The 26,001-nt window shown below is 69.9% G+C and carries 24 protein-coding genes; 9 read left to right on the top strand and 15 right to left on the bottom strand.

The genetic code is table 11. The features are described from left to right. Positions 1-31: 31 nt before the first annotated feature. From bioB to H0B56_RS08670, 3 genes are all read right to left on the bottom strand, one after another. Positions 32-1,069: a biotin synthase BioB gene (gene bioB / locus H0B56_RS08680; RefSeq protein ID WP_180892480.1), complete on the bottom strand. Its 1,038-nt coding sequence runs from the start codon at positions 1,067-1,069 to the stop codon at positions 32-34. A 128-nt stretch (positions 1,070-1,197) separates the two neighbouring features. Continuing rightward, on the bottom strand, positions 1,198-1,920 hold the full coding sequence (bioD, locus tag H0B56_RS08675; protein WP_180892479.1) for a dethiobiotin synthase: 723 nt from the start codon (positions 1,918-1,920) through the stop codon (positions 1,198-1,200). 78 nt (positions 1,921-1,998) lie between these two features. Continuing rightward, positions 1,999-3,279, bottom strand: a complete 1,281-nt coding sequence (locus tag H0B56_RS08670; protein WP_180892478.1) for an adenosylmethionine--8-amino-7-oxononanoate transaminase — start codon at positions 3,277-3,279, stop codon at positions 1,999-2,001. Positions 3,280-3,397: 118 nt separating this feature from the next. Between H0B56_RS08670 and H0B56_RS08665 the strand changes: the two genes are divergently transcribed. Beyond that, on the top strand, positions 3,398-3,763 hold the full coding sequence (locus tag H0B56_RS08665) for a hypothetical protein (RefSeq protein WP_180892477.1): 366 nt from the start codon (positions 3,398-3,400) through the stop codon (positions 3,761-3,763). Continuing rightward, on the top strand, positions 3,756-4,217 hold the full coding sequence (locus H0B56_RS08660) for a hypothetical protein (RefSeq protein WP_180892476.1): 462 nt from the start codon (positions 3,756-3,758) through the stop codon (positions 4,215-4,217). The genes H0B56_RS08665 and H0B56_RS08660 overlap by 8 nt, the downstream gene beginning before the upstream one ends. Positions 4,218-4,248: 31 nt before the next feature. Here the strand turns inward: H0B56_RS08660 and H0B56_RS08655 are convergent, their stop codons facing one another. The 3 genes from H0B56_RS08655 to H0B56_RS08645 all read right to left on the bottom strand — a co-directional run bounded on the left by H0B56_RS08655 (position 4,249) and on the right by H0B56_RS08645 (position 9,061). After that, positions 4,249-5,418 carry a glycosyltransferase gene (locus tag H0B56_RS08655; protein WP_180892475.1) on the bottom strand — a complete coding sequence of 390 codons (1,170 nt, stop codon included), beginning with the start codon at positions 5,416-5,418 and terminating at the stop codon, positions 4,249-4,251. 121 nt (positions 5,419-5,539) lie between these two features. After that, positions 5,540-6,583: an NlpC/P60 family protein gene (locus H0B56_RS08650; RefSeq protein ID WP_180892474.1), complete on the bottom strand. Its 1,044-nt coding sequence runs from the start codon at positions 6,581-6,583 to the stop codon at positions 5,540-5,542. Between the two features lie 609 nt (positions 6,584-7,192). Next, complete coding sequence (locus tag H0B56_RS08645; protein ID WP_343063815.1) at positions 7,193-9,061, bottom strand: D-alanyl-D-alanine carboxypeptidase family protein; 1,869 nt, start codon at positions 9,059-9,061, stop codon at positions 7,193-7,195. A gap of 278 nt (positions 9,062-9,339) precedes the next feature. Here H0B56_RS08645 and H0B56_RS08640 point away from each other — a divergent pair, with 278 nt between their 5' ends. Further along, entirely contained in the window at positions 9,340-11,031 is a 1,692-nt protein-coding gene (locus H0B56_RS08640; protein ID WP_180892473.1) for a DEDD exonuclease domain-containing protein, read from the top strand. A gap of 75 nt (positions 11,032-11,106) precedes the next feature. Here the strand turns inward: H0B56_RS08640 and qcrB are convergent, their stop codons facing one another. The 4 genes from qcrB to ctaE all read right to left on the bottom strand — a co-directional run bounded on the left by qcrB (position 11,107) and on the right by ctaE (position 15,470). Next, the gene (qcrB, locus tag H0B56_RS08635) at positions 11,107-12,777 is read right to left on the bottom strand and encodes a cytochrome bc1 complex cytochrome b subunit (RefSeq protein WP_180892472.1); all 1,671 of its coding nucleotides are present in this window, start codon (positions 12,775-12,777) and stop codon (positions 11,107-11,109) included. Continuing rightward, positions 12,774-13,949 carry a cytochrome bc1 complex Rieske iron-sulfur subunit gene (gene qcrA, locus H0B56_RS08630; protein WP_343063814.1) on the bottom strand — a complete coding sequence of 392 codons (1,176 nt, stop codon included), beginning with the start codon at positions 13,947-13,949 and terminating at the stop codon, positions 12,774-12,776. Before qcrA ends, qcrB begins: the two co-directional genes overlap by 4 nt. Then, positions 13,946-14,773: a cytochrome bc1 complex diheme cytochrome c subunit gene (gene qcrC / locus H0B56_RS08625; protein WP_180892471.1), complete on the bottom strand. Its 828-nt coding sequence runs from the start codon at positions 14,771-14,773 to the stop codon at positions 13,946-13,948. The genes qcrA and qcrC overlap by 4 nt, the downstream gene beginning before the upstream one ends. Positions 14,774-14,840: 67 nt before the next feature. Beyond that, on the bottom strand, positions 14,841-15,470 hold the full coding sequence (gene ctaE, locus H0B56_RS08620; RefSeq protein ID WP_180892470.1) for an aa3-type cytochrome oxidase subunit III: 630 nt from the start codon (positions 15,468-15,470) through the stop codon (positions 14,841-14,843). A gap of 296 nt (positions 15,471-15,766) precedes the next feature. Here ctaE and H0B56_RS08615 point away from each other — a divergent pair, with 296 nt between their 5' ends. Both H0B56_RS08615 and trpD read left to right on the top strand, forming a co-directional pair. Next, a complete protein-coding gene (locus H0B56_RS08615) occupies positions 15,767-16,201 on the top strand; it encodes a hypothetical protein (RefSeq protein ID WP_180892469.1) in 435 nt (144 codons plus the stop codon). Beyond that, entirely contained in the window at positions 16,198-17,235 is a 1,038-nt protein-coding gene (trpD, locus tag H0B56_RS08610; protein ID WP_180892468.1) for an anthranilate phosphoribosyltransferase, read from the top strand. Before H0B56_RS08615 ends, trpD begins: the two co-directional genes overlap by 4 nt. A gap of 61 nt (positions 17,236-17,296) precedes the next feature. On the opposite strand, the gene H0B56_RS08605 is transcribed toward trpD, so the two are convergent. Continuing rightward, positions 17,297-17,716: a cytochrome c oxidase subunit 4 gene (locus H0B56_RS08605; RefSeq protein WP_180892467.1), complete on the bottom strand. Its 420-nt coding sequence runs from the start codon at positions 17,714-17,716 to the stop codon at positions 17,297-17,299. A 79-nt stretch (positions 17,717-17,795) separates the two neighbouring features. Further along, on the bottom strand, positions 17,796-18,719 hold the full coding sequence (ctaC, locus tag H0B56_RS08600; protein ID WP_180892466.1) for an aa3-type cytochrome oxidase subunit II: 924 nt from the start codon (positions 18,717-18,719) through the stop codon (positions 17,796-17,798). A 302-nt stretch (positions 18,720-19,021) separates the two neighbouring features. On the opposite strand from ctaC, the gene asnB reads away from it, so the two are divergent. Next, positions 19,022-20,950 carry an asparagine synthase (glutamine-hydrolyzing) gene (gene asnB / locus H0B56_RS08595; RefSeq protein WP_180892465.1) on the top strand — a complete coding sequence of 643 codons (1,929 nt, stop codon included), beginning with the start codon at positions 19,022-19,024 and terminating at the stop codon, positions 20,948-20,950. A gap of 114 nt (positions 20,951-21,064) precedes the next feature. Beyond that, positions 21,065-21,235, top strand: a complete 171-nt coding sequence (locus H0B56_RS08590) for a hypothetical protein (RefSeq protein ID WP_180892464.1) — start codon at positions 21,065-21,067, stop codon at positions 21,233-21,235. A gap of 130 nt (positions 21,236-21,365) precedes the next feature. Here the strand turns inward: H0B56_RS08590 and H0B56_RS08585 are convergent, their stop codons facing one another. Next, entirely contained in the window at positions 21,366-21,740 is a 375-nt protein-coding gene (locus H0B56_RS08585) for a HesB/IscA family protein (protein WP_180892463.1), read from the bottom strand. A gap of 146 nt (positions 21,741-21,886) precedes the next feature. Here H0B56_RS08585 and H0B56_RS08580 point away from each other — a divergent pair, with 146 nt between their 5' ends. Together H0B56_RS08580 and H0B56_RS08575 are read left to right on the top strand one after the other, a co-directional pair. After that, positions 21,887-22,582, top strand: a complete 696-nt coding sequence (locus tag H0B56_RS08580; RefSeq protein WP_180892462.1) for a DUF3043 domain-containing protein — start codon at positions 21,887-21,889, stop codon at positions 22,580-22,582. A gap of 12 nt (positions 22,583-22,594) precedes the next feature. Further along, the gene (locus H0B56_RS08575) at positions 22,595-23,731 is read left to right on the top strand and encodes a nicotinate-nucleotide--dimethylbenzimidazole phosphoribosyltransferase (protein WP_180892461.1); all 1,137 of its coding nucleotides are present in this window, start codon (positions 22,595-22,597) and stop codon (positions 23,729-23,731) included. Positions 23,732-23,761: 30 nt separating this feature from the next. On the opposite strand, the gene H0B56_RS08570 is transcribed toward H0B56_RS08575, so the two are convergent. Further along, positions 23,762-24,865 (bottom strand): branched-chain amino acid aminotransferase, encoded by a 1,104-nt coding sequence (locus H0B56_RS08570; RefSeq protein ID WP_180892460.1) that lies wholly within the window; start codon positions 24,863-24,865, stop codon positions 23,762-23,764. A gap of 114 nt (positions 24,866-24,979) precedes the next feature. Next, positions 24,980-25,918: a hypothetical protein gene (locus tag H0B56_RS08565; RefSeq protein WP_180892459.1), complete on the bottom strand. Its 939-nt coding sequence runs from the start codon at positions 25,916-25,918 to the stop codon at positions 24,980-24,982. Between the last annotated feature and the right edge of the window lie 83 nt (positions 25,919-26,001).

Genomic DNA, 26,001 nt, shown 5'->3' with positions numbered 1-26,001 from the left:
GCCCCGGCCCCGCGGGCCGGGGCAGCGACGGTCACAGGGTGTCGGACAGCGCCTTGATGGGCATGCTGAGGTCCTCCAGCATCGAGAGGTCCCGCTCGGCAGGCCGCCCCAGGTTGGTGAGGTAGTTGCCCACGATGATCGCGTTGATCCCCCCGAGCATGCCCTGCTCGGCGCCGAGGTCACCCAGCGTGAGCTCGCGGCCGCCCGCGAACCGCAGCATCGTCCGCGGCATGGCCAGCCGGTACGCCGCGACGATGCGCAGCGCGTCCGGGCCCTCGATGGTCTCGTAGTGCTCGTACGGGGTGCCGGCCTGCGGGACGAGGAAGTTCATGGGCACCTCGTGCGGGCCCAGCTCGGCCAGCTGGACGGCGAACTCCGCACGCTGCTCGTCGGTCTCGCCCATCCCGACGATCCCGCCGCAGCACACCTCCATACCGGCCTCGCGCACCATGCGCAGCGTCTCCCAGCGCTCCTCCCAGGTGTGCGTGGTGACCACCTCGGGGAAGTGCGAGCGGGCCGTCTCCAGGTTGTGGTTGTAGCGGTGTACCCCCATCTCCACGAGCTCGTCGACCTGCTCCTGCGTGAGCATGCCCAGTGAGCAGGCGATGTTGATGTCGTTGCCGGACTCGCGGATCGCGTTGATCCCGTCCCGCACCTGCGACATCAGGCGCTTGTCCGGGCCACGGACGGCGGCGACGATGCAGAACTCCGTCGCGCCGGTCTCCGCGGTCTCCTTCGCCGCCTGGACCATCCCCGGGATGTCCAGCCACGCGGCACGCACCGGAGTGGGGAACAGTCCGGACTGGGAGCAGAAGTGGCAGTCCTCGGGGCACCCACCGGTCTTCACGCTGACGATGCCCTCGACCTCGACCTCAGGGCCGCACCACCGCATACGGACATCGTGCGCCAGCGCGAGCAGATCCTGTAGCCGGTCCCCACCAAGCCGCAGCACCTGCAGCACCTGGTCCTGGGTCAACCCCACGCCACGCTCGAGCACCTGCTCGCGAGCGACGGCGAGCACATCCTGCTCACCCACGGTCGATTCGGACTGTTGCGTTGCTGCGGTCACACGTTCTCCTAACCTCGGCTGCGTGCACGCCCGCGGGAATCGTACTCCGGCAGCGCACTCCGTCCGAACGTCGCCACCGGCCGCATCGGTACGCTACTGCCCCACGGCCCGGTACACAGCGAGCAACATCACGTTCGACCGGCCGACTTCGCGGTGAACTGCTCGGGATCGAACTTCCCGCCCAACCACGGGGACAACCCCCGGCGGGCACCCTCGATGAACGCGGACGGTTCCGCCTCGCCGAGCCCGTCGTCGAGCGCCCCGAGCAACGGGGCGGCAGCCGCGACCGGCAGGTCGTGCAGGTTGCACAGCTCGGCCGTTCCGGGGTCACGCGGCCAGGTGCCGATGATCACACCGGCGACGTGCAAGCCGCGCCGGTCGGCGACCTCGGCGGTCATCGCCGTCGCGTTCAACGTGCCGAGGCCGGCGCGTGCCACGACGACGACGGGAGCCCCGAGTGCCCATGCCACGTCCGCCAGCGTGCCGCCTGCCGGGTCGAACCGCACGAGCAGGCCGCCTGCCCCCTCGACGAGGACGTAGTCGTGTGTCTCGTCGAGCCGCGCAGCGGCCTCCGCGGCCTCGCCTGGCGTGACCGGCGGGAGGCCGCTACGCAGCGCCGCGGTCTCCGGGGCGAGCGGTTCCGGGAAACGCCGGATCTCGTGTGTGGTCACCGCACCGGCGTACCGGCGTACGACGTCGAGATCCGCGTCCTCGTGCTCACCGACCCCGGTCTGCGCGGCCTTGACGACCGCGACGCGATGACCGTTCGCGCGTAACAGCGCGGCGGCGGCCGCGGTGACCACCGTCTTGCCGACACCGGTATCCGTCCCGGTCATGACCAGCACGCTCACGAGCCAACACTGTAGTGCCTCGCAACTCGACGCCGATCACGAGGCGTCGCTCGGCCCGGCTTGTCGCCGCGCGCCCGGTCACGCCTCGCGCGCGACGGCCACCATGGCGTCGGTGATCGCGGCGATGTCGGCGTCGGTGGTGATGTACGGCGGCATCGCGTACACCATGTTCCGGAACGGGCGTAGCCACACGCCCCGCTCGGTGGCGACCCGGGTGGCTACGGCCATGTCCACCGGCCTGTCCAGCTCGATCACGCCGATCGCGCCGAGCGAGCGCACGTCGCGCACGCCCGCGACGTCGGCCGCCTGCCACAGTCCCGACCGCAGGCCCGCCCCGATCCGCGCGACGGCGGAGCTGAAGTCCATGTCGTGCAGCAGCTGGATCGAGGCGTTCGCCACGGCCGAGGCCAGCGGGTTGCCCATGAACGTCGGGCCGTGCGCGAGTACCGGCAGCTCTCCCCTGGAGATCCCGTCGGCGACCCGCGGGGTGCACAATGTCGCGGCCATCGTGAGGTACCCGGCGGTGAGCGCCTTACCCAGGCACAGCACGTCGGGGCTGACCCCGGCATGGTCGGCGGCGAACAGCGCGCCGGTACGCCCGAAGCCGGTGGCGATCTCGTCGAAGACCAGCAGGACGTCATTGGCTCGGGTGGCCTCCCGCAGGACGCGCAGGTACTCCGGGTGATGGAAGCGCATCCCCCCTGCGCCCTGCACGACCGGTTCCACGACCACGGCCGCGAGCTCGTCGGCGTGCTCGGCGATCGACTCGGCGAGCACGCGCGAGTAGGACTCGTCCGGGCCGGTCTCGTAGTCGGCAGGCGGTGCGGGCACGAAGACCTGCTCGGGCAGCACCCCGCGCCACAGCGAGTGCATCCCCCCTTCCGGGTCGCACACGCTCATGGGGTGGAACGTGTCCCCGTGGTAGCCGCTGCGCCAGGTCAGCATCTTCTGCTTACCGGGCTTGCCCACCGACCGCCAGTACTGCAGGCACATCTTGAGCGCGACCTCCACCGACACCGATCCGGAGTCGCACAGGAACACGTGCTGCAGGTCCTCCGGCGTGAGGTCCACGAGGTTCGAGGCCAGCGTGATCGCCGGTTCGTGGGTGAGCCCGCCGAACATGACGTGGCTCATCCGGCCGACCTGGTCGTGCACCGCCTGGTCCAGCACCGGGTGACGGTAACCGTGGATCGCCGCCCACCAGGAAGACATGCCGTCGATGAGCGCGCGCCCGTCGTCGAGGTGGAGGCGCACTCCCTCGGCCGAGGACACGAGCAGCGGGTCGACCGTGCCCGGCATCGGGCCGTAGGGATGCCACACGTGCTGGGCATCCAGCGCAAGCAATGTCTCGCTGTTCATGGTGTGTAGCCTATGAGGCGCCGGGAACGGCGCGTGCGCGCCGGGCACGCCGTGTCGCGTGCCGTGCCCGGCGACCAGCAGGAACGGCCCCGCGACTGCCGCGTGGAGGGATCACGTCGTGCCCGAGTACCTACCCACCGTCCTCGTCTTCGCGGCACTGATCGCCGCGGGGTGGACGCTGATCGGCCTGCTGCGCGATCGCGGGCCGGACAGGATACTGCTCGGCGCGCTGGCACTGATCGAAGTGGGCCTGCTCGCGCAGGCCGTGCTCGGCATCGCCGGTCTCGCGGGCGCCGAACGCGAGGTGGCGAGCGTGACGTTCGTCGGTTACCTGCTCGGTATCCTGCTCGTCCTGCCGATCGCCGCGGCTTGGGCGCTGGCCGAGCGAAGCAGGTGGGGCAACGCGGTACTGCTGGTCGGCTGCCTGGCCATCCCGGTCATGATCGTGCGCCTGCAACAGGTCTGGGACGGTCAGGGTGTCTGACGGCGCCCGAGGGGCCGGCCCGCGTGCACCGGCCGGAGCGCTGCGCCACGGTCCGGGACGCGCGCTCATCGCCGTCTACGCCCTGTTCGCCCTCTCAGCCACCGCGCGATCGGGCGTGCAGCTCGCGACGCGGTTCGACGAGGCCCCGGTGCCCTACCTGCTGTCCGCGTTCGCGGCGCTGATGTATGCCCTGGCGACGGTGGCCCTGGCGCGCGGCAGCGAGTCCTCCCGTGTGCTGGCCACCGTCATCTGCCTCGTCGAGCTCCTCGGGGTTGTCGTGGTGGGCACGATCAGCATGCTGACACCTGAGGCGTTCCCGGAAGCCACCGTGTGGTCCGGGTTCGGCAGCGGGTACGGCTACGTCCCGCTGCTGCTGCCCGTGCTGGGGCTGGTGTGGCTACGCATGGCCGGTCGCGGAGCGCGCGGCGCCGCGCAGGACCGGCGGGCGCGGTAACGGCTCCGCTCGCCGGGGTGGCGACCGGCTGTCAGCTCCGCTGTCCAGCCGGAGCCTGGCCGAGCAGCTCGGACAGCCTGCCCGCGATCCGGTCCCACCGCCAGTGCTGGTGCACCCACTGCCTGCCCGTCCGGCCCATCGTCCTGGCCCGCAACGGGTCGCCGAGCACGCTCGCCAGCGTGTCGACAAGCTGGTGCCTGTCGCCCCCCGCCACGACGTGCCCGGTCACCTCGTCCTGCACGGTCTCCGGCGCACCCCCGGAACGGCCGGCTACCACAGGAAGGCCGCTCGCCGAGGCCTCCAGATAGACGATCCCGAGGCCCTCCACATCGAGCCCGCCCGCGCGCGTACGGGCGGGCATCGCGAAGACGTCACCCGCCGCGTAGTACGCCGGTAGCTCGCCCCACGACACGCCGCCTGCCAGCACCACGTGCTCGGCGACCCCGAGCTGCTCGGCGAGCGCTCGGATGCGGTCGCGGTAGCGACCGTCCCCGACCAGAAGCAGAGCCGCGCCCGGCACGCGCTTGCGCAGTTCCGGCAGCACGCGCACCAGCATGTCCTGGCCCTTGCGCGGGACCAGCCGGGACACGCAGAGCACCGTCGGCCGGTCATCGAGGCCGTGCCGCCTGCGAACGACCTCGCGGGCCGCGGGGTCCGGCCGGAACCGTTCGGTGTCCACACCCGACGGGAGATGCTCGAGCCCGGCGAGCGGTCCGAACGCGCTCGCGACCCGCCGCCGGGTGTACGCGCTGACATAGGTGACGACGTCGGTCGTATCGCCGATCCGTCGCAGCGCCGACCTCGCGGCCGGCATCATCGACCAGCCCACCTCGTGACCGTGCGTACTGGCAACGACCCGTCCGGCGCCTGCGCGCCGCATCGCGGGTGCCAGCAGGGCCAGTGGGGCGGCCGCACCGAACCACACCGTCTCGGCCCCGTGCGCGCGTACCAGCTCGGCCGCCCTGCGCCGGACGTCGGCCGTTGGCAGCATCAGCGTCCCCGGGTGCCGGACCACCTCGAAGGGCTGCCGCGCGTCGAACGCGCTGTGCGAGCCGGTCCGCCGCGCATCCGGACCGTCCCACGACGGCGCGTACACCATCAGGCTCTCGGCTGGCAGGTGACCGGCCAGGCTGTGCAGGTAGGCCTGTATCCCACCGGGACGCGGCGGGAAGTCGTTGGTGACAAGCAGGGTTGGGCGCACGCGCCGAGGCTACCGTGACACGCCAGCGCGCGTCGCGTCATGCGGGTGTGGGGCGAGCCGAAGGGGTCCTCGGGTACCACATATGTACCGGAGGAGTCCTTCGGCTCGCCCCACCCGATCGTTACGCGACGCGGCGGGCACCGCTGAAGTCGTCCTCCATCATCTTCTGCACCTTGACGACGTCGCCCTCCTGCGGAGCGTGCACCATCTTGCCGTCGCCGATGTAGATGCCCACGTGCGAGACCGGGTTGTAGAAGAACACCAGATCACCCGGCTCCAGCTGGTCCCGCGGGATCGGCTGGCCGTGCTGGGACTGCGATCGGCTGGAACGCGGGATGCTCACGCCTGCCTGGTTGTAGGCCCAGGAGGTCAGGCCGGAACAGTCGAAGGTGTCCGGGCCCTGCGCACCCCATTCGTACGGGCTGCCACGCTTGGACATGGCCGCGTCCACGGCCTGTTGCGCCGCCGGGCCCGGCGCGACGATCTCCGACGGTGCGTCGGCGGCGTCGGAGGTATGCATGTCCTGGTCGGCATCGGACAGCAGGCCCGCTGCCTCCTCGACGCTCGCGATCTTCTCCTCGAGCGCCTTCTGGCGGGCCTCGATGTCCGTGACGAGCTGCTGCGCCGCCTCCTGTGCCTGTTCGGCCCGCGTCTTGGCGTCGTCGGCGTCACGCTGGGCCTCGCTGGCCTCCTCGACCGCAGCCGAGAGTTTCTCCACCGCCTTGTTCTGGTCGGCGGCGAGCACGTCGAGCGCAGCCGACCGGTCGAGGTAGTCGCGCGTGGAGTTACCCGTCAGCAGCGCCGACATCTGGGAGAGCTCGGCACCACCGGTGTAGGAGGCGCTGGCGAACTTGTCGACGATCTTCCGGTGCTCACGCTGCTCGGCGAGCGCCGCCTGCTTGGCGTCCTCGGCCTCGGCGAGGTCGGCCTCGGCCTGCTCCAACTCGCTTTCGGCCTTGGCCAGCTCGTCCTGCGCCTGGAGATGCTCCTCGTTGAGCTTCTCGGCCTCGGCGACGAGCTCGCGGTACTCCCGGAGCTCCTCCGAGGCGTTCGGGGGAAGTGGGTCGGGGTCTGCGGCGGCGGGCGCGTGGACTCCGAACACAGCGATGACTGCTGTAGCGGCGATCGCGCCGGACACCACTCGCTTCACATGTTGCGACTTCACGCCGCGCACATCTCCTTTGCCTTCGGTCGCCTGTCCGGGGCTGGACAGCGGAGAGGTCGGGGGCCCTCTCCTCGCACCGCGCGCGATGCGGAGGTACCGCATCGTCACCGCACGGCGCGTCGTACCGCGACACGGTCGGCAACACGTATGCCAGTCGGTGTCTGAACCTGCAGACTGCGGGTGTTCCAGCAGCCTCGCGGCAGCCCCGGAAACAGCTCCCCGACCAGCTGCCTCAGCGACAACCCCACAGCGCCGCCTCCTGTCGTATGGCGACTGCCTTCCGTGAGGTCTCGGCTAGGTTACGAAACCACACACGCCACGTCCAGCCCGACTCGGCCATTCAGCGCAGCCCGATCTGCGAGACACCATCAGAGCAGCAGCTCATCGCAGGTTGTGATTACCGCAACACCTAAGGATGACGCGATACGCCACCGCTCACCGAACGGATCAACCGTTCATCGCACGCGACTACGGATCGTCACCCCATGTGACAACCGGCATACGGACCGGAACCGACCACGGCACGCCCGTCGATCCCCTCTGCCGCACGGCCGCCGTGCGGGTCCGCACGCACCGTGCGAGCAGGTACACGGGGCCGCGCGCCACCGCCTACCCGCGCCCCACGTACTCCCAGTGCCACGGCTCTTCGCGGCCACCGCCCTGCCGCGCCCAGTTCGGGTGTATCCACCCGAACTCCGGCGCGTTCTCGGCCATCCACCGGAACTGGGCGGTACCGAACGACTGCACCCCGCCGCACATATCCAGCGCGAGTCCCCAACCGTGGTTGCTCGTGCCGGGAACCGCGGCCAGCGCAGGCTTACGGTGGTACAGGTCCACCTGGGCATCGAAGGTGCGGTACGAGTCGGTCACGCACAACCCCTCGCCGAACTCGCCGGCGTAGGCGCGAGACATCGCCACGAAGGCCTGTGCGGCGTCACAACGCAACGTGTGGCTGGATACCCCGATAGCGCACAGCGCAGAGGACGGGATCATGCCGTTGGGGTAGCCACCCCAGGCACCCGCCCCGTCGTGCTCGGTGTCACCACCGGTCGTCATCGGCAGCTCGACGCCGCCGCAGCGCCACGTCAACTCCCCGTCATCGCGCCGCGGCACATCACGCGCCTCGTCGCGCCTGCCGAGCGCGGGCCGTACCACCGCCAGCGCCGAATCGCTCGCGGGGAGATCGGTCACAGCTACGCTCGCGATCCTGCCGTCGGCTGCCAGCATGGTGCGGTCGTCGAGCACGACACCGACATGCTGCACGCCGTACTTCTCCGGCCCGATGAACACCAGGTCGCCGGGTTGCGCATCCGCATGTGGCACCCGCACGCCCCGCGCGAGCTGCTCAGGGGCGCGCTCGGGCAGCTCGAGACCACCCGCGCCGAATGCCGCGCGGACCAGCCCGTCACAGGAGTACGCGACCGGCCCCTCGCCCTCGTCCCGCGGCACGTACGGCTTGCCCAGCGCGTCCACGGCACTGCTGACCGCCTCGACCGTCTCCTCGGGTAGGACGAGCAGGCGTTCGCCGTCCACACTGGTCTGGGCCACGCCCGCCTGCGGGGTACCGTCGGTGCCCTCCACCGTACGCAGCCCGGACGGCAACGAGTCCGGGTCGCGCAACGCCGCCGCGCTCGGCGGGTCGATGCCCGCCTCGTCGAGCCGGTCGACGTAGGACTCCCAGTTCGCCGCGGTCTTCGCGTTGCGCTTCTCCTGTGCTCGTTGCTGGGCAACCACCGCCTCGTTGGCCTCCCCGATCGGCCCGCGGAGCTCGGACGAGATCGCGTCTGCGCGGTTCGACGCGTCATTGCTGCGGCGTTCCAGCTCCTCGGCACGCTCCTCGGCAGCCTCTTGCGCGGCCTTCGCCTCCCGCTCGGCGTCGACGGCGGCACGATGCCGGTCGAGCGCGTCGAACAGCCGCTTATCCTGCTCGGAACGCAGCATCCGGATCATCGAGGAACCGGCGAGGACATCCTCGGTGCTCTGCGCGGTCAGCAGCATCCGCATGTCATCCGGCCGCCCCATACCGGTGTACATCGCCCTGGAGAAGTCGTCGACCTCGTCCTGCTTCTCCCGCAGCGCCTCCTCGGCCTCCTCGCGCTCGCTCGCGGCCTCCTCGCGCTGCGCCGTCGCCTCGTCGAGCGCACGTTGCGCATCGGCGATACGGCTGGTCAGCTCGTCGAGCTCCTCCTGAACGTCGGTAGCCGACTCCTGCAACTCGGCGATCTTCGGATCGGCGAAGGCCTCCCCAGGGCGGGAGTCAGGCACCCCGGCATCCGGCGCCACACCCGCTTCGACCGGCGTATCGCCGGGGTCACCCGGGGAGTGTTCATCGGCCGAGGCGAACGGGACGACCACCAGCCCGACAGCCAACGCGAGGGCCGCCAGCAACGATGCGGAAGCCCGCATGCATACCTCCCCGTGCTCACCGGCGTGCCCGCCGCCCGTCTCGCCGTGCGCGAGTTGCTTACCAGCCTCCACCGACGCACCCACGCCAGTCGTCCAGCCGTGCCGGCCACCGAACTCGCCTGAGTCGTCCAACGGTAGCTAGCCACCGAACTCTCCCGAGCCGTCTAACGGTATTAACTACCGAACTCAGCTTACGTGACGGTTCCCACCCGAGTACGGTGATCTACCCACTGAAACGCCAACGGAGCCGCAACCGTTACGGGTCACGTGGTACTCGTCGGTCGCGGTATCGGTCTCACCCCGCGCCGTGCCGGGGCCGCGATGTCGGCCGAGTGGCTTATCGTGCCCCCATGGCCGCGCAGCTGACCTTCGACGAGCTCGGGACACCGCTACGCGACACCACGTTCGTCGTCGTCGATCTGGAGACCACAGGCGGCCGTGCCGGTCAGGACGGCATCACCGAGATCGGTGCGGTCAAGGTGCGCGGCGGTGAGGTCCTCGGCGAGTTCGGCACGCTGGTCGACCCCGGCCGCGCGATCCCCCCGCAGATCGTCTCGCTCACCGGTATCACCGAGGCCATGGTCGCTGACGCGCCCACGATCGACACGGTGCTGCCCGCGTTTCTCGAGTTCGCGACGGACGCGGTTCTCGTCGCGCACAACGCGCAGTTCGACACGGGGTTCCTCCGCACGGCCGCCGCCGAGCACGGCTACCCGTGGCCGCGCCCACCGGTGGTGTGCACCCTACGGCTCGCGCGGCGGGTGCTCTCCCGGGTCGACGCGCCGAGCTGCAAGCTCTCCGCGCTTGCCGCGCTGTTCGGCACGGACGTCCCCGCGCACCGCGCCCTCGACGACGCGCGCGCCACCGTCGGCGTGCTGCACGGCCTGCTGGAGCGAGTCGGTCCGCTCGGTGTGCAGTCCCTCGAAGAGCTACTCGGCTTCCTCCCGAACGTCACCACCGAGCAACGTCGCAAGCGCGGGATGGCCGCCCACCTCCCGGAGCGTCCCGGCGTCTACCTGTTCCGAGGTCCCCGGGACGAGGTCCTGTACGTGGGTACCGCGAGCAACCTGCGCCGCCGGGTCCGGCAGTACTTCACCGGATCCGAGGGGCGCGGGAAGATGCGCGAGATGGTCGCGCTGGCCGAACGCGTGGACTACGTGGAATGCGCGCACGCGCTGGAAGCCGGTGTCCGCGAGCTACGCCTGCTCTCGGCGCACCGCCCGTCGTACAACCGCCGCGCCAAGAACGCGCGGGGCCAGTGGTGGCTGGCGTTGACCGAGGAGCCCTTCCCGCGCCTGTCGGTCGTGCGCACCGAACGGGAGGGGGCACTGGGGCCGTTCCGGTCGCGTGCCGCGGCCCAGCGCGTGGCGGAGACGTTGACCGCGGCCACCGGCCTGCGGTCCTGCACGCAACGCATCCCCGCCCGCTCCCCGCAGGGCAGTCCCTGCGCGCAGTTCGACCTCGGGCGCTGTGGCGCACCGTGCGCGGGCAAGCAGAGCGTGTCCGACTACGCACCGGCCGCGCGCTCGGTCACCGGCCTGGTGGCCGGGCACGGCGCCGAGCCGCTACGCGCCGCAGAGGCGGAGATCGACGCCCTTGCCCGCGCGGAGCACTTCGAGCTCGCCGCACAACGCAGGGACGACCTCGCGGCCGTCGTCCGTTCCGTGGGTACCGCGCACCGCATGGCCTCGCTGGCCTCGATCGCCGAGCTGGTCGCTGCGGCGCCCGACGGATCAGGAGGGTGGGAGATCGCCGTCGTGCGTCACGGGCGGCTGGCCGCTGCGGGCACGGCACGCCGGGGAGTCGCCCCGATGCCGGTGGTCGAGCAGCTACTCGCGGCCGCCGAGACGGTGATCCCCGCGTCCGGCCCGCTGCGCGGCGCCCCACCCGAGGAGGTGCGCGTACTGCTGCGCTGGTTGACCCGCCCGGAGGTGCGGCTCGTCCGTTCCAGCCAGGGATGGGCCGAGCCCGCATGGGCAGCGGGGCCGTGGTACCGGTGGCTGGACGCGGTCGCTGAGGCCGCCACGGCCGAGCGCGGGTGACACGGGGCGTGCGCTCCCGTGTCACCCGCGCTCGGTACCGGCTCCGTATCAGCTCACTGCCGGCTCAGGGCAGGATCAGTGCTCGCCGGAACGGGTGGTGGTGACGTCACCCTCACCGGAGGGTTCCTCCCCGCCGTGCTGGCCGTTGCCGTGCCCGTGCTGGGCCGCGCGAGCGGCCTCGAGCGCTCTCGTCTCCTCACCGGGATCGGGTGTCAGCACACCGGGCACCGGCTTGCCTGCCGTGCCCAGCTCGTTCATCTTCTTCGGCACCGGGGCACCCTGGTACTCGAGCGGGATGGCGTGGCCGTGCTCGTCCACCCCGCCGAGTGGCTGGTGCACCTCGATGAACTCACCGTGCGGCAGCCTCTTGATGATGCCCGTCTCGATCCCGTGTTCCAGCACCTCGCGGTCGGACCGCTGCAGGCCGAGACAGATCCGGTACGTGATCAGGTAGGCCAGCGGCGGCAACACCAGCAGGCCGATGCGGCCCGCCCACACCATCGCGTTCAGCGAGATGAAGAACTTGTCCGCGATGACGTCGTTGCCGGTCGAGATCAGCGTGACCATGAAGTACGTGATCGCCATCACGCCCAGGCTGGTCCGTACCGGCACGTCCCTCGGACGCTGCAGCAAGTTGTGGTGCGCGTAGTCCTTGGTGAACTTGCGCTCGATCCACGGGTACAGCGCCGCCGCCGTCACCAGCAACGGGAGCCCGGCCATGAACGGCAGGAAGGTCGCGGGCAGGGTGTACGGGCCGATATAGGCCTCCCACGCCGGCCAGAGCCGCAACAACCCGTCCGTCCAGGCGATATACCAGTCCGGCACCGTGGCCGCCGAGACCTGCGAGGCGTTGTAGGGGCCGAGGTTCCAGATCCCGTTGATCTGGAACACGCCGCCCATGATCGCCGTAACGCCGGTGACGATAGCGAAGAAGCCGCCACCCTTGAGCGCGAACACCGGCATGATGCGCACGCCGACGACGTTGCTCTCCTTGCGCCGCACCCCGGGCATCTGGGTGTGCTTCTGGTACCAGACCAGCGCCAGGTGTACCGCGATGAGTGCGGCGAGGATCGCGGGCAGCAGGAAGATATGCACCGTGTACAGCCGGGGGATGATCTCCGTTCCCGGGTACTCCCCGCCGAAGGCCAGCCAGTGACCCCACGTACCGATCACGGGGATCGACATGATCAGCCCGGACATGATCCGCAGCCCCGAGCCGGAAAGCACGTCGTCCGGCAGCGAGTACCCGGTGAAGCCCTCCATGATGCCGAGGGCGAGGATCGTGATCCCGATGAGCCAGTTGGCCTCGCGCGGCTTGCGGAACGCGCCGGAGAAGAACACGCGCAGCATATGCGCGACGATCGCGGCCATGAACAGCAACGCCGCCCAGTGGTGCACCTGCCGCGCGAACAGGCCGCCGCGCACGTCGAACGAGATCTCCAGGGTCGACTCGTAGGCGCGGGACATCTCCAGGCCGCGCAGGTTCGTGAACGCCCCCTGGTAGGTGACTTCCTCCATCGAGGGGTCGAAGAACAGCGCGAGGTACGTACCCGACAGCAGCAGGATGATGAAGCTGTAGAGCGCGATCTCCCCGAGCAGGAACGACCAGTGCGTGGGAAAGACCTTGTTCATCTGGTGGCGCATGCCACCGGACAGGCGGAACCGGTCGTCCAGCGAGTTCGCCGTGCCCGCGGCCGCACGCTCGGCCGGATGCGTCCCCTTGGTGGGTGTGGTCAGCTCACTCATGACTCGCGCTCCCAGTATGCAGGACCGACCGGCTCAGGGAAGTCCCCTGTCGCGATGAAGTAGCCGGTCTCCGGGTCCACGGTGATCGGCAGTTGGGCCAGCGCACGCGCGGCGGGCCCGAAGACCGGCTTCGCGTACTGCAGGGCGTCGAACTGCGACTGGTGGCATGGACACAGGATTCGGTTCGTACGCTGCTCGAACAGCGACGTCGGGCAACCCAGGTGACTGCAGATCTTGGTGTAGGCGTAGTAGTCGCCGTAGTTGTAGTCTTCCTGGCCTTCCCGCTTGACCACGTGCGCGGCGTCATCGGGGCGCAGCCGGATCAGCATGACGGGCGCGTCCCCGGCCTTGATCGCGTGCACGAGGGCCTCGTGGTCGTGGCGATCCTCCTCGCGGAACGGGTACACCGTCTCCATCCCGCCCGCGGCAAGGTCCTCGGGCCGGACAAGGGAGATCTCCTCGAAGTTACCGGTGTGCCTGCGCAGGAACACCTTCTCACCGGGCTGCCGGTGCTGCCACGGCGTCGTGGTCAGCGCCTTCTCGCCCTCCGGGCCGCCCCACGGGTCGCGGACAAGGCCACCGAGGGCATAGGCACCGACGGCGAGGCCGAACGTACCGGCACCGAAGCCCGCCGTCCGCTTGATCAGCTTGCGGCGGCCGATCGTGCTGCGCGAACCGGCATCGGCGAGGTGCGCCGCCGCCGTCTTCCTATCCACCTCGGCAGACGGACCGTCGTGGCGCTGCTGGACGGCGACCTCGTGCGGGATGAACCGCTTCGTGTAGAGGATGACACCGATGCCGACGGCCAGGATCGACAGTCCCAGCGTGCCACCGATCAGCGGGGTGTAGAGGCTGTACAGGAAGTGGTCCTGACCGTCTCCGGGGGTCGGCGGCGCGTACTTCCACGGCCACCAGATGAAGAAGCCCAGGAACGCCAGCGCCGACAGGCCCGCCAGGCCGAACCACATGGCGACGAGGCGTTCCGAGCGCTTCTCCGCGCGCGTGCCCTTGACCGGCCACGGGTCGTGGTACTCGACGATCTCGACGCCGTCCAGCCGCCCGCCCAGCTGGACGAGCTCCTCCCGGCTCATCTCCGAGAGCTCGGCGTCGCTGGGAATCGGGCGCTCGTCCCCTGCGCCGTGCGTCTCCTGATCTCTCGGCTCGCTGCTCACCGCTTCGCTCCGATCCACATGGTCACACCAACCAGCCCGGCCAGACCGACGATCCAGGCGATCAGCCCTTCCGGCATCGGGCCGTACCCGCCGAGGGGGTGCCCACCCGGGGTGTTGTTGCCGTCCGTGACCGACTGAACATACGCGATGATGTCCTTCTTCTCGTCCTCCGTGAGCTGGCGGTGCGAGAACTTCGGCATGTTCTGCGGCCCGCTCGCCATGGCCGTGTAGATGACTTCCTCGTCGAGCCCGTCCAGGTTGGGCCCGTACTTACCGGCGGACAGCGCGCCACCCCTGCCGGTGAAGTGGTGGCAGGAGGTGCAGTTCGTCCGGAACAGCTCACCACCGCGCGCGGGGTTGTCCCCCTGCAGGTCGACACCGGTCTCCTCGGGGCGTTCCGGCCCGCCACCGTGCTCGTGGATGTAGGCGCTCACCGCGTCGATCTCGCTCGGCTCGAGCTGCGGCGGCTTGTCCGGGGCCTGGGCCTCCTGCCGCACCATCGGCATACGCCCCGTCGAGGTCTGGAAGTACACCGCGGCCTCGCCGATCCCGATCAGGCTCGGACCGCGATCCTCGACGCCCTCCAGGTTGGCACCGTGGCACGTGATGCAGGTGTTGTTGTAGATCTGCTCGCCCTCGCGCAGCAGCGTCGGATCCGCGTCCGCCCGGGCCTCCTGGGCCTCGGGGACGAACACGGCATACAGCGCACCAGCGGCAACGAGTGCCATCGCCAGCGCCAGCGCACCGGCAAGCTTGCGCTGGAGCCTGCGTTGCGGGCGAAAGCGACGCTTACCTGCCTTCGCCGGATCGGGACGGGTGGTCATTTCTGCGGCAACCTTACTGTCAGTTCGGGCTGTCTGGCTGTCGGTGCTGGCACTGCTCGCTGAGACGTCATGGCACGAAGTAGATGACCGAGAACAGGCCGATCCACACGACATCGACGAAGTGCCAGTAGTAGGAGACCACGATCGCCGATGTCGCCTGCTGGGGCGTGAACTTGGCCAGGTGGGTCCTGGTGATCAGGAAGACGAACGCCGCGAGCCCGCCGATCACGTGCAGCATGTGGAACCCGGTGGTCATGTAGAAGACCGTGCCGTACGGCACCGAGGAGAGCGTCACATGATGCTCGGCCAGCTCGATGTACTCCGTGATCCCGCCGAAGACGAAGATCGCCCCCATCAGCAGGGTGAGCAGGTACCAGCGCCGCAGGCCGAACACGTCACCACGCTCGGCCGCGAACACCCCGAGCTGGCAGGTGAACGAGGACGCGACCAGGATGATCGTGTACGGGAGCGCCTGCGCAAGGTTCAGCTCGATCTGCTCCCCCGTCTCGGGGTGGATCGGCGGCCATACGCCGGTATCGTTCTGGGCCTTCACGGTGAAGAACATCGCGAAGAGCCCGGCGAAGAACATCAACTCGCTTGAGAGCCAGACGATGGTGCCGACGCTGACCATGTTGGGCCGATTCAGCGAGTGCACGCGATGGCTCATCGTGGGCGCTGCCGTAGTCACGCCTGGCATTATGTCCTCCCTTGACCCCGGACGTACCTCCGGGTCCGTCATCCAGCCCGCCATCCCGCCAGCCACGGGTGGTCGAGTTGATCATCACCCCGCCCGGCCGTGCAGGGTGCGCTACACGATCGGACCATGCCGCCCGGCCGTCCACCCGGCAGCCCACCCGCCCGGGCGAACCACCTGGTGACTCCCTGGCCCTTACGGGCACGGCCGGAGTTCCGGCTACGATCGCCATGCCGGTCGGTGCTCCCGCAAGTACCCGACAAGTACCCCAGCAAGTACCAACGTCGAAGGCGGTCGTAATGAGCAGTGAACCGCACACGATCCTGGTGTTCTCGCACCGGGATGACGTACGTGAGTCGATCATCACAGCGATCGGCCGCCGCCCGGCGGCCGACATCGGCCGAGTGAACTACATCGAGGCCGCTCAGGTCTCCGACGTGCTCGCCGAGATGGACGCCGGCACCGTCGACCTGGCGATCCTGGACGGCGAGGCACAGCCGACCGGCGGGATGGGCGTGAGCAGGCAGCTCAACAGCGAGCTCGCGCAGTGCCCGCCGATCGTGGTCACCGTGCTCCGCAAGGACGACCGCTGGCTGGCGACCTGGTCGAAGGCCGACGCGGTACTGGTGCACCCGCTCGACCCCGTCACGGCCGCGGAGACCGTCGCCGACATCCTGCGCGCGCGCAAGCTGCCCACGGCCACCGGTGCCGGCGGGCGCGGAGCCGCGACATGAGCCGGTACACCTGGCCGACCGTGCTCGACCAGCTCATCCGGGGCACCGATATCGACGAGGCGGGCGCCGCGTGGGCGATGGCCGAGATCATGTCCGGCGACGCCACCCCTGCCCAGATCGCGGGCTTCGCCGTCGCGCTGCGCGCCAAGGGCGAGACGCCGCACGAGATCGCCGGGCTGGCCGGGGAGATGCTCGCGCACGCGCACCGTGTGGATGTCACCGTTCCCGCCGTCGACGTGGTGGGCACCGGCGGCGACCGCGCGGGTTCTGTGAACATCTCCACAATGTCGGCCCTTGTCGTGGCCGCCGCGGGGGCGGCCGTCGTCAAGCACGGCAACCGCGCGGCGTCCTCGCAGGCAGGTACCGCGGACGTGCTCGAGGAGTTGGGCGTGGTCATCGACCTCTCCCCCGGCGGCGTCCAGCACTGCGTGGCGGAGGTCGGGATCGGGTTCTGCTTCGCCCCGGTCTTCCACCCGGCCTTGCGGCATGCCGCCGCCCCGCGCAAGGAGCTCGGCGTTCCCACGACGTTCAACCTGCTCGGCCCGCTGACGAACCCGGCACGGCCCGGCGCCAGCCTGATCGGCTGCGCCTACCAGGACAAGGTACGGCTGCTCGCGGAGGTGTTCGCGAAGCGGGGGGCGAGCGCGCTCGTGGTGCGCGGCGACGACGGGCTCGACGAGCTCACCACCACGACGACGAGTACCGCGTGGGTGGTGCGTGACGGAGGTATCCGCAGGGAGTCGATCGACCCGCGCGCGCTCGGCTTCGGCATCGCCGATCCGGCCGATCTCCGTGGCGGGGACGCGGCGTTCAACGCGCGGGTGGTGCGCGACCTGCTGGCAGGCGAGCCCGGGCCGGTACGGGACGCCGTTGTGCTCAATGCCGCCGGCGCGCTGGCAGCGCACACCGGGTTCTCCGATTCGGTGGAGTCGGACCTGGCCACGGCTGCCGAGCAGGCCGCGGCGGCGATCGACTCCGGCAAGGCGGCCACCCTGCTCACCGACTGGGCCGCCCTGTCCCACACCCTCCGGTAAGTGCGCTGAATGACGCTTTCAGTCCACGAGAGGAACTGAAAGCGTCATTCAGCGCAACACGCTAGGTCTGGGGGGACCGGGTGTGGTACTCGAAGACGAGCCCACCCACAGTGATCAGGATGCCCACCACCGCGACGACGACCAGCCACCACTGCATGACGGCCAGGGCGATGCCGGCCAGCGCCGCCCCGGCGGCGATGGCGACCGGCCAGTAGCTTCCGGGGCTGAAGAAGCCCAGCTCGCCTGCGCCCTCGTGGATCTCGGCATCGTCGCGGTCTTCCGGCCGCGGGGTGAGGCGGCGCTCGACGAAGCGGAAGTAGCTACCGATCATCAACGCCAGCCCGGCTGTCAGGATCAGGGCGATCAACCCGATCGGCTCAACCCCGTACGGCATCCACAGGTGCGTGCCGACGCCGTAGAGCACAGCCACGACGACGGCGAAGACGGTCACCATGTCGAATATCCGGGCTTCGACCTTCATCGGAAGTCCTCACTCTCAACTCGTCACCGGACGTACTGCCGGATGTGTCCACCCCGCTCCCGGAGCCGGACCGCTGCGGCTAGCCGGAGGGCTCGCGCGCGGTGCGATCCGGGTCGAACGGCGCCGTCGTCTCGGCCTGGGACGGCAGGCCCATCGCCTCGAGAGCCTGCGTCGTGGTGTACGGCCGGCCGGTCTCCTCGTTGACCTGCGACATCAGGCCCAGGTACTCGTCGTACTGCTCGGGGGAGACCGCGCGCACCTCGAAGTTCATCATCGAGTGGTAGGTGCCACACAGCTCGGCGCACCGCCCGACGAACGAGCCTTCGCGCTCGATGGTGTTCTGGAAGGTGTTGTCCTGGTTGTTGCGCTCCGGCTCCGGGAAGACGTCCCGCTTGAACAGGAACTCGGGCACCCAGAACGAGTGGATCACGTCCGTCGAGCGCAGCTCGTAGCCGATGGACCGGTCCGTCGGCAGGACCAGGATCGGGATGTCGTCGGTGCTGCCCACCGTGCTGACCGGTTCACCGTCCGGGGTCTCGGCGTCGAGGTGGCGGAACTCCCAGTTCCACTGGAACGCCACGACCTCGATGGCCACGTCCGGGTCCTCGTCCTCGTCGAGAACCGAGAACTCGGTGGTCACCGTGAAGAAGAACAGCACGCAGACCATCACGACCGGGATGACCACGCAGAACAGCTCCAGCGGAACGTTGTACTGGAACTGCCTGGGCAGCTCGCCCGAGTCGCCCTTCTTCTTCCGGTGGAACGCCACCGACCACAGGATCAGGCCCCACACGATCACACCGACGACCAACGCGGCCACGGTCGCCCAGGTCCACAGCTGGCGCATCTCCTCGGCCTGCGGGGTGACGCCTTCCGGCCACCCGAATCGCAGAACCTCCTCGGCCGAGCAGCCCGTCACCGTGAGTGCGACGATGCCGGCAAGGACACTCGCCTTGCCGGCCCGGGACCACCGCGACACCGGGCTGCGCTCCTTCAGAGTCACTGCGCCACGCCTCCTCAGAGAGTTATTCCGAACGCTCGGGCAGAGCCTAGCCGAAACACCATGCCCCCCGACGCAAGGGGGAGAGGTGCCCTCACCCCGGGCACGGCCCGGTCGGGCCGTGGCTGTCGCATGCCCGGACCAGGGAATCGATCCCGCGCACACGCCCGCTGCGGGTCCGCCGGACCGGGGGCGTGCAGCGCTGTCCCGGGGCTTGATCAGGCACGGTGAGACGACCGGCATACTTGACTCTCACCTGCCAGGACCGGTGAGCGACGACGAGTGCGAAGGAAGTGTGAGGACCCGTGTGCGGCCTGCTCGGACTGATCTGCGGCACCACCCACGACACCCAGCAGGCGCGGTCGGCGGTGGCTGCCGCGTTGCACTGCCAGCGGCACCGCGGTCCCGACGAGAGCGACACCTGGGTCGACGACGAGGTCATCTACGGGTTCAACCGCCTGTCGATCATCGACATCGAGCACTCCCATCAGCCGCTGACCTGGGGACCGCCGGAAGCCGGGCAGCGGTACACCCTGCTGTTCAACGGCGAGATCTACAACTACCTCGAGCTACGTGAGGAACTGATCACACAGCACGGTGCTGTGTTCCATACCTCAGGCGACGGTGAAGTGATCATCGCCGCATACCACTACCTCGGGCCGGCCGCCGTCGGGCGGCTTCGCGGCATGTTCGCGTTCCTGATCTGGGACGCCGAGCGCCGCGTCGTCTTCGGCGCGCGTGACCCGTTCGGCATCAAACCGCTGTTCTACGCCACCGGCCCGGCCGGAACCGCGTTCTCCAGCGAGAAGAAGAGCCTCCTCGAGCTCACCGGCACGCTCGGGCTGGCAGGCGAGCTCGACCGCACGGCACTGCAGCACTACCTGACGTTGCAGTACGTGCCCGAACCGGAGTCGCTGCACGGCGCCATCCGGCGGGTCGAGTCGGGATGCTCGTTCACCGTCTCCCCCGGCGAGTCCCCTGTCTTCGAGCGGTACTTCGCCCCCGAGTTCACCGCGCGCAAGGTGACCGGGCACGCGGAGGCTTCCGAGCTGCACGAGCGGATCGCCTCGGTGCTACGGGACTCCGTAGCCAAGCACATGCGTGCCGACGTCACCGTCGGCGCCTTCCTGTCCGGCGGCATCGACTCGACCGCGATCGCGGCGCTGGCCCGCGAGCACAACCCGGACCTGGTCACGTTCACCACCGGATTCGAGCGCGAGGGCTACTCGGAGGTCGACGTCGCGGCGGAGTCGGCTGAGGCCATCGGTGTCAAGCATGTCGTGCGCACGGTCTCGGCGCAGGAGATGATGGACGTGCTGCCGCTGATCGTGTGGTACCTGGACGACCCGGTGGCCGACCCGGCCCTCGTCCCGCTGTGGTTCATCGCGCGCGAGGCACGCAAACACGTCAAGGTCGTACTGTCCGGGGAAGGCGCGGACGAGCTCTTCGGCGGGTACACGATCTACCGGGAACCGCTCTCGCTGGCGCCCTTCGAGAAGGTCCCCGGCCGGGTACGCAAGCTCCTCGGTGCGGTGTCGGCACGGATCCCGGAGGGCACGCGGGGCAAGGACCTGCTGCGCCGCGGCTCGATCCCGCTGGAGGAACGCTACTACGGCAACGCGCGGCTGTTCCGCGACGACCAGCTACGCCGGGTCCTGCGCACGTTCGACGAGGGCGTCGGACATCAGGACGTCACGGCTGAGCCGTACCGCATCTCGGCGGGATGGGACCCGGTCGCGCGCATGCAGCATGTCGACCTGTTCACCTGGCTACGGGGCGACATCCTGGTCAAGGCGGACAAGATGACCATGGCGAACTCGCTGGAGCTGCGCGTCCCGTTCCTCGACTCCGCGGTGTTCAACGTCGCGTCCGGGATCCCGCTGGACGAGAAGATCACCAAGGCCACCACGAAACACGCCTTGCGCCGCGCACTCGCCATGATCGTCCCGGAGCACGTGCTCAACCGCCGCAAGCTCGGCTTCCCGGTACCGATCCGGTACTGGCTGCGGACCGAGATGTACGAGTGGGCCAGGGCGATCATCGATGACTCGGCCACCGACGATGTGCTCGACAAGCAGGCGGTGCGCAGGCTGCTCGACGAGCACAAGGACGGGATCGTGGATCACAGCCGCCGGATCTGGGCGCTGCTGGTGTTCATGATCTGGCACGGGATCTTCATAGAGGGCCGCATCAGGCCCACGGTTCCCGAGCCGCACTACCCGGTGAAGCTGTAGCGCACGCCGGCCGAGCCCGTCTCGTCGACCGGTCGAGCTATGTCGAGCCGGGCAATGACATTACTTGCGAGTAGGGGTGTTGTGCTCGGCACTGAGTCTCTACCGTCAGCAGATGTGACGAAGGTAACCGAACCGGAGACCATGCAAGAGCTCATTGCTGACTGCGCCGAGCTCCCGACCGCGCTGACGCCTACGAGCGCGGTGCCCCCGCCACCGAGGGCACCCACCTGGGATGTCGACGATCGGTGTTGCGCACAGATCGCGGACCTCGACGAGTACGTCTAGGGCCCGAACTCCCCCAAGCCAACTCCAAATACAGCGGGGCCGTGAGCACATGTGCTCGCGGCCCCGTTTGTCGTTCGGAGAATGCTGGCCGGCAGCCATCCAGCCGGCTGCCGACCCGACGCCCGCCTGATCAGTTGAACGAGTCCCCGCAGGCGCAGGAACCCGTGGCCTGCGGGTTCTCGATCGTGAAGCCCTGCTTCTCGATGGTGTCCACGAAGTCGATCACGGCCTCCTGGACGTACGGCGCGCTCATCCGGTCGACCGCAACCTGCAACCCGTTGAAGTCGCGGACCAGGTCACCGTCCAGGGTGCGCTCGTCGAAGAAGAGCTGGTAGCGGAGGCCAGCACACCCACCGGGCTGCACAGCCAGACGCAGGTGCATGTCGTCGCGGCCCTCCTGCTCGAGCAGGGCCTTCGCCTTGGCCGCGGCCGCATCGGACAGGATCACGCCGTGCGTGGATTCAGCCGTCTCGGTTTGGGGGCCGCTCTGCTCAGCAGTCGTCATGGCACTCCTCAAGATGTCGCTGTCATGCGTTCGTCGCGTTCACCGATGCGAACGCCGGCGCAACACGGTGTATTCCGTGCCCTTTCATGGTGGCACATGCTGCGACCGGCTGAACATCATCGTGACGCCTACAATACTCTGGGCCGGTGAGCTTCTTCCGTCGTAACAGCACGTCAGCAGCAGAGTCCGGCGCCGAGGGCGACCCGGCCGCCGGCAGCGCGGCAGGCACCGGCGACAACGAGGCCGGTCAGGACGCCACAAAGGGGGCCACGCCGAAAAAGGGCAGGCCGACACCGCGCCGCCGCGAGGCCGAGAGCAAGCGCAGGGGCCCGGTGGCTCCGCCACCGAAGAACACCCGGGAAGCCATCAAGCGCAGCAGGCAGCAGCGCAAGCAGAACCCCAGCACGAAGATGAGCAAGGAGGAACGCCGGGCCGCGACCAGGGAGCGCAGGGAACGCATGATGGCCGGGGACGAGCGCTACCTGCTTCCTCGCGACCGCGGCCCGGTCAAGGCGTTCGTCCGCGACGTGGTCGACTCGCGGCGCAACCTCCTCGGGCTGTTCATGCCACTGGCGATCGTCGTGTTCCTGTCCCTGCTGGTGCCCGACCCGGCCATCCAGCAGGTCGCTACGTTGGCGACCACGGTGATGTTGTTCGGCATGGTGGTCGAGGGAGTGGCCAACGGTCGCCGGATCACCAAGCTGGCACGGGAGCACTTCCCGAACGAGGTGGTCAAGGGGCGGTCCATCGGCTGGTACGCCTTCGTGCGGGCCACCCAGCTGCGCAGGTTGCGGGTGCCGAAACCGCGGGTCAAGCCGGGCGACTCCGTTCGCGTGCACTGACGGGGCCGCGCCATGACATCGGACCCGGACGACGCCCGAGGCGGCCCTACCGAGCACGACGGCACGGGGTATGCCCCTCCCGAGTTCGGCCCCGTCGAGCCACCGGACGACACGGCGCGGGCCAGGACGCTGGAGCAGGCGGGTACACCGCTGTTGAGCACCCCCGTGCCGCCCCGGCGGCGGACCGGGGAGCGCAGCACGGCGCAGGCGCGCGCGGGCGGGCTCGGCCCTCTCGACGAGCTGGCCGCGTGGATCGCGGCATGCCAGGGGCGTTTCCCGCCCCGGCCGCTGCGCGCGCCCCGCCCCGTGGTGTTCGCCGCCGACCACGGCATCGCGGCACGGAGCGTGTCCACCCGCGCGACGAACTCGACGGCGGACCTCCTCACGGCCCCTGTCTCCGGTGCGGGCGTTGCCATGCGCCTGTTCGCCGAGCTCGCGGGGGTCAGCCCCCGGATCATCGACATCGGGCTGTCCGGCGATGTCGACGGGTCACTCGCCGAGACACGCTTCAAGGTCCGCCGTTCCTCCGGCGCGATCGATGTCGAGAACGCCCTCGACGAGCGGGACACCGTCTCCGCCGTCCGGGCGGGCATGACCATCGCGGATGCGGAGGTCGACTCCGGTGCCGACCTGCTGCTGGCCACCGGGATCGGGGTTGCCGCGTCGACACCGGCAGCGACCGTCATCGCGGCGCTGGCAGGCGCCGAGCCGGTGGCGGTGGCCGGGCGTGGCTCCGGCATCGACGACAGGGCATGGATGCGCAAGGCGGCGGCCATCCGTGACGCGCTGCGCCGCGCGCGCCGGGGGCAGCACGCTCCGCTGGCATACCTGCGCACCGTCGGCGGGACGGATATCGCCGCCATCGCGGGTTTCCTGGCGCAAGCCGCCCTCCGGCGAACCCCGGTGCTACTCGACGGGATGACGGCGGCGGCGGCCGCGCTCGCGGCCAACGAGCTCGCGCCAGGGGCCTGCCTCTGGTGGCGTGCGACCCACCTCGAGCCGGAACCGGCGCACGCCGTCGCACTCGAGCATCTGGGGCTCGACCCGGTGCTGGAGTTCGACATGGGTGCGGGCGCGGGTGCGGCGCTGCTTCCGATGCTCAGCACCGCGACCCGCGTGCACGCCGGGCCCGGCACGGCCGCCGAGTAGCAGGCGGATCCGTCAGCCGCGCCCTGCGCCTCACATCAGCGGGCGCATCCACCCGTGCGGGTCGGGATGGGTGCCGGTCTGGATGCCGATCAGCTCACCACGCAGCCGCATGGTGACCTCACCCGGGTCTCCCCCGCCGACGTCGAACTCTCCCCCTGCGTGCCGCACCCGGCCCACCGGCGTGATCACCGCGGCGGTGCCGCAGGCGAAGACCTCCGTCAGCTCTCCCGACGTCGCGGCCTTCTCCCATTCCTCGGTCGAGATCTTGCGCTCCGTCACCGGGTAACCGAAGTCGCGGCACAGCGTGATCAGCGAGTCGCGCGTGACGCCGGGCAGCAGGGTGCCGGTCAGCTCGGGCGTGACGATGTGCGCGTTCTCCCCGGACCCGAACACGAAGAACAGGTTCATGCCGCCCATTTCCTCGACCCACCTGTGCTCGGTCGCGTCGAGCCACACGACCTGGTCGCAACCCTGCTCGACGGCCTGTGCCTGCGCGACGAAGGAAGCGGCGTAGTTGCCGGCACACTTGACGAAGCCGGTCCCGCCGGGAGCTGCGCGCGTGTAGTCGGTCGACAGCCACACGCTGACCGGCTTGACACCACCGGCGAAGTACGAGCCGGCAGGCGAGGCGATCAGCGAGTACAGGTACCTGTTCGCCGGCCGGTTCACACCGAGACTCGCCTCGGTGGAGATCGTGAACGGGCGCAGGTACAGGGACTCACCCTCCTGCGCGGGCACCCAGCGATGATCGACCGCGATCAGCTCCTCGAGCGACCGGAGGAAGATCTCCTCGTCGAGCTCGGGGATGGCCAGGCGCCTTGCCGAGCGCTGGAAACGAGCCGCGTTCTGCTGCGGCCGGAACGAGGCCACGGAGCCGTCCGGCTGGCGGTAGGCCTTGAGGCCCTCGAAGATCGCCTGCCCGTAGTGCAGGACCGACGTCGCGGGCTCCAACGTCACCGGGCCGTACGGCTCGACGGTGGCGTCGTGCCATCCGCGCTCGGAGTCCCACCGCACGGTCACCATGTGGTCGGTGAAATGCGTGCCGAATCCGGGATTGGCCAGTACCTCAGCGACGCGTTCCGGGGTCGCCGGGTTGGAGCTGAGGTTGCGGGTGAAGGGTAGTGAGGTCGTCATGGGTGAACCGTATCTCGTGTGCCGGCGGAGAGGGAGGTCTGTGTCAAGTTTGCCGTGCCGTCGGCGGGCTCGGCCCCGTACCGCGCCCCCATCCGAGGTGTACCGCCAGGGAGCTTAGCCGCCGGACCGGCGGGCGGGCATGGCGGCACCGCGCGGCCGGACACACCCCAGCACGGTCGCGACCAGCGCCACGGACGAGGCCAGCAGCAGCGCGGTACCCGGGGACGGCAGGACGGCGAGCCCGGCGGCGAGTAACGCGGGGGGCGCGGTGAGCACCATTCCCCGCGCCCGCGGGGACATCCCGCGACGTGGGGCCAACGCGGACCCGCCGAGATCGTCGCGTGCCGCCGCGAGCACCACGACCATCCCCGCCACGGTCGCCAGCGCCACAACGGCATGCGCGATCCCGACCAGTCCCCCCGCGTCGGCCGCGACCAGCACGTCCCGCACCGGTGCCGGGGACAGGCCGAGCCGCTCGGGGCCCAGCTGGTACAACGCGGCGGACGCGACGGCCGCGGCCACCCCGGTAGCTCCGGCCAGCCGCAACAGGACCGGCCCGCGCCCCTGACCCCTGTCCAGCCCCCTGTCGAGCCCGGCGAACAGCGCGAACAGCACCACCGCCGAGACGACCACGTCCTGGGCCACACCGAGCACCGTCGGGGCGGGTCCGCCGGCCGTACCCGTGCCGACCGGCCGGATGGCCAGGCAGACCGCGACGAATGCGGCGGCCGCGACCAGCAGCAGCGCCGTCACCAGGCGCCGGAAGTGCCGGTCCGGCCTCCACCCGAGCGCGACCACCGTGGCGGAAACGGCGACCAGGAGCACGGCCGTGCCCGCGGTATGGCCGGGCACGAGGTAGGTGGCGAACGTCAGCGACAGCATGGCCGCGTATACGGCGGCCACCGCAGCGCGCAGCTCCGGCCAGGCCGGGCGCCGGGCCCACTCCGCGGCCGCTGCCAACAGCCCGGCGAGTACGAGCCCGCCCGGCATCCACCAGCCACCGGCCGCGGCACCGGCGGCGATGCCCACCAGCAGTCCGGCGCCCAGCAACACCGGCGATCACCGACCTCTCGTTCGGTCCCCGTCGGCGTCGCCAATAGCATGGCATCCGTGCCCGCCCGACAGGCAGGTGCAAG

This window comes from Haloechinothrix aidingensis (genome assembly GCF_013450155.1).
Lineage (GTDB): Bacteria > Actinomycetota > Actinomycetes > Mycobacteriales > Pseudonocardiaceae > Haloechinothrix > Haloechinothrix aidingensis.
Note: the sequence above shows the minus strand (reverse complement) of the source record. Positions and strands in the feature narration are given on the sequence as shown.

Excerpts from the sequence above, each read along its gene's own strand:
- H0B56_RS08670 (WP_180892478.1), bottom strand. The coding sequence starts at position 3,279 with ATGAACAGCGAGACATTGCTTGCGCTGGATGCCCAGCACGTGTGGCAT.
- H0B56_RS08640 (WP_180892473.1), top strand. The coding sequence starts at position 9,340 with ATGGCCGCGCAGCTGACCTTCGACGAGCTCGGGACACCGCTACGCGAC.
- qcrB (WP_180892472.1), bottom strand. The coding sequence starts at position 12,777 with ATGAGTGAGCTGACCACACCCACCAAGGGGACGCATCCGGCCGAGCGT.
- qcrC (WP_180892471.1), bottom strand. The coding sequence starts at position 14,773 with ATGACCACCCGTCCCGATCCGGCGAAGGCAGGTAAGCGTCGCTTTCGC.
- ctaE (WP_180892470.1), bottom strand. The coding sequence starts at position 15,470 with ATGCCAGGCGTGACTACGGCAGCGCCCACGATGAGCCATCGCGTGCAC.
- H0B56_RS08615 (WP_180892469.1), top strand. The coding sequence starts at position 15,767 with ATGAGCAGTGAACCGCACACGATCCTGGTGTTCTCGCACCGGGATGAC.
- trpD (WP_180892468.1), top strand. The coding sequence starts at position 16,198 with ATGAGCCGGTACACCTGGCCGACCGTGCTCGACCAGCTCATCCGGGGC.
- H0B56_RS08605 (WP_180892467.1), bottom strand. The coding sequence starts at position 17,716 with ATGAAGGTCGAAGCCCGGATATTCGACATGGTGACCGTCTTCGCCGTC.
- H0B56_RS08585 (WP_180892463.1), bottom strand. The coding sequence starts at position 21,740 with ATGACGACTGCTGAGCAGAGCGGCCCCCAAACCGAGACGGCTGAATCC.
- H0B56_RS08575 (WP_180892461.1), top strand. The coding sequence starts at position 22,595 with ATGACATCGGACCCGGACGACGCCCGAGGCGGCCCTACCGAGCACGAC.
- H0B56_RS08570 (WP_180892460.1), bottom strand. The coding sequence starts at position 24,865 with ATGACGACCTCACTACCCTTCACCCGCAACCTCAGCTCCAACCCGGCG.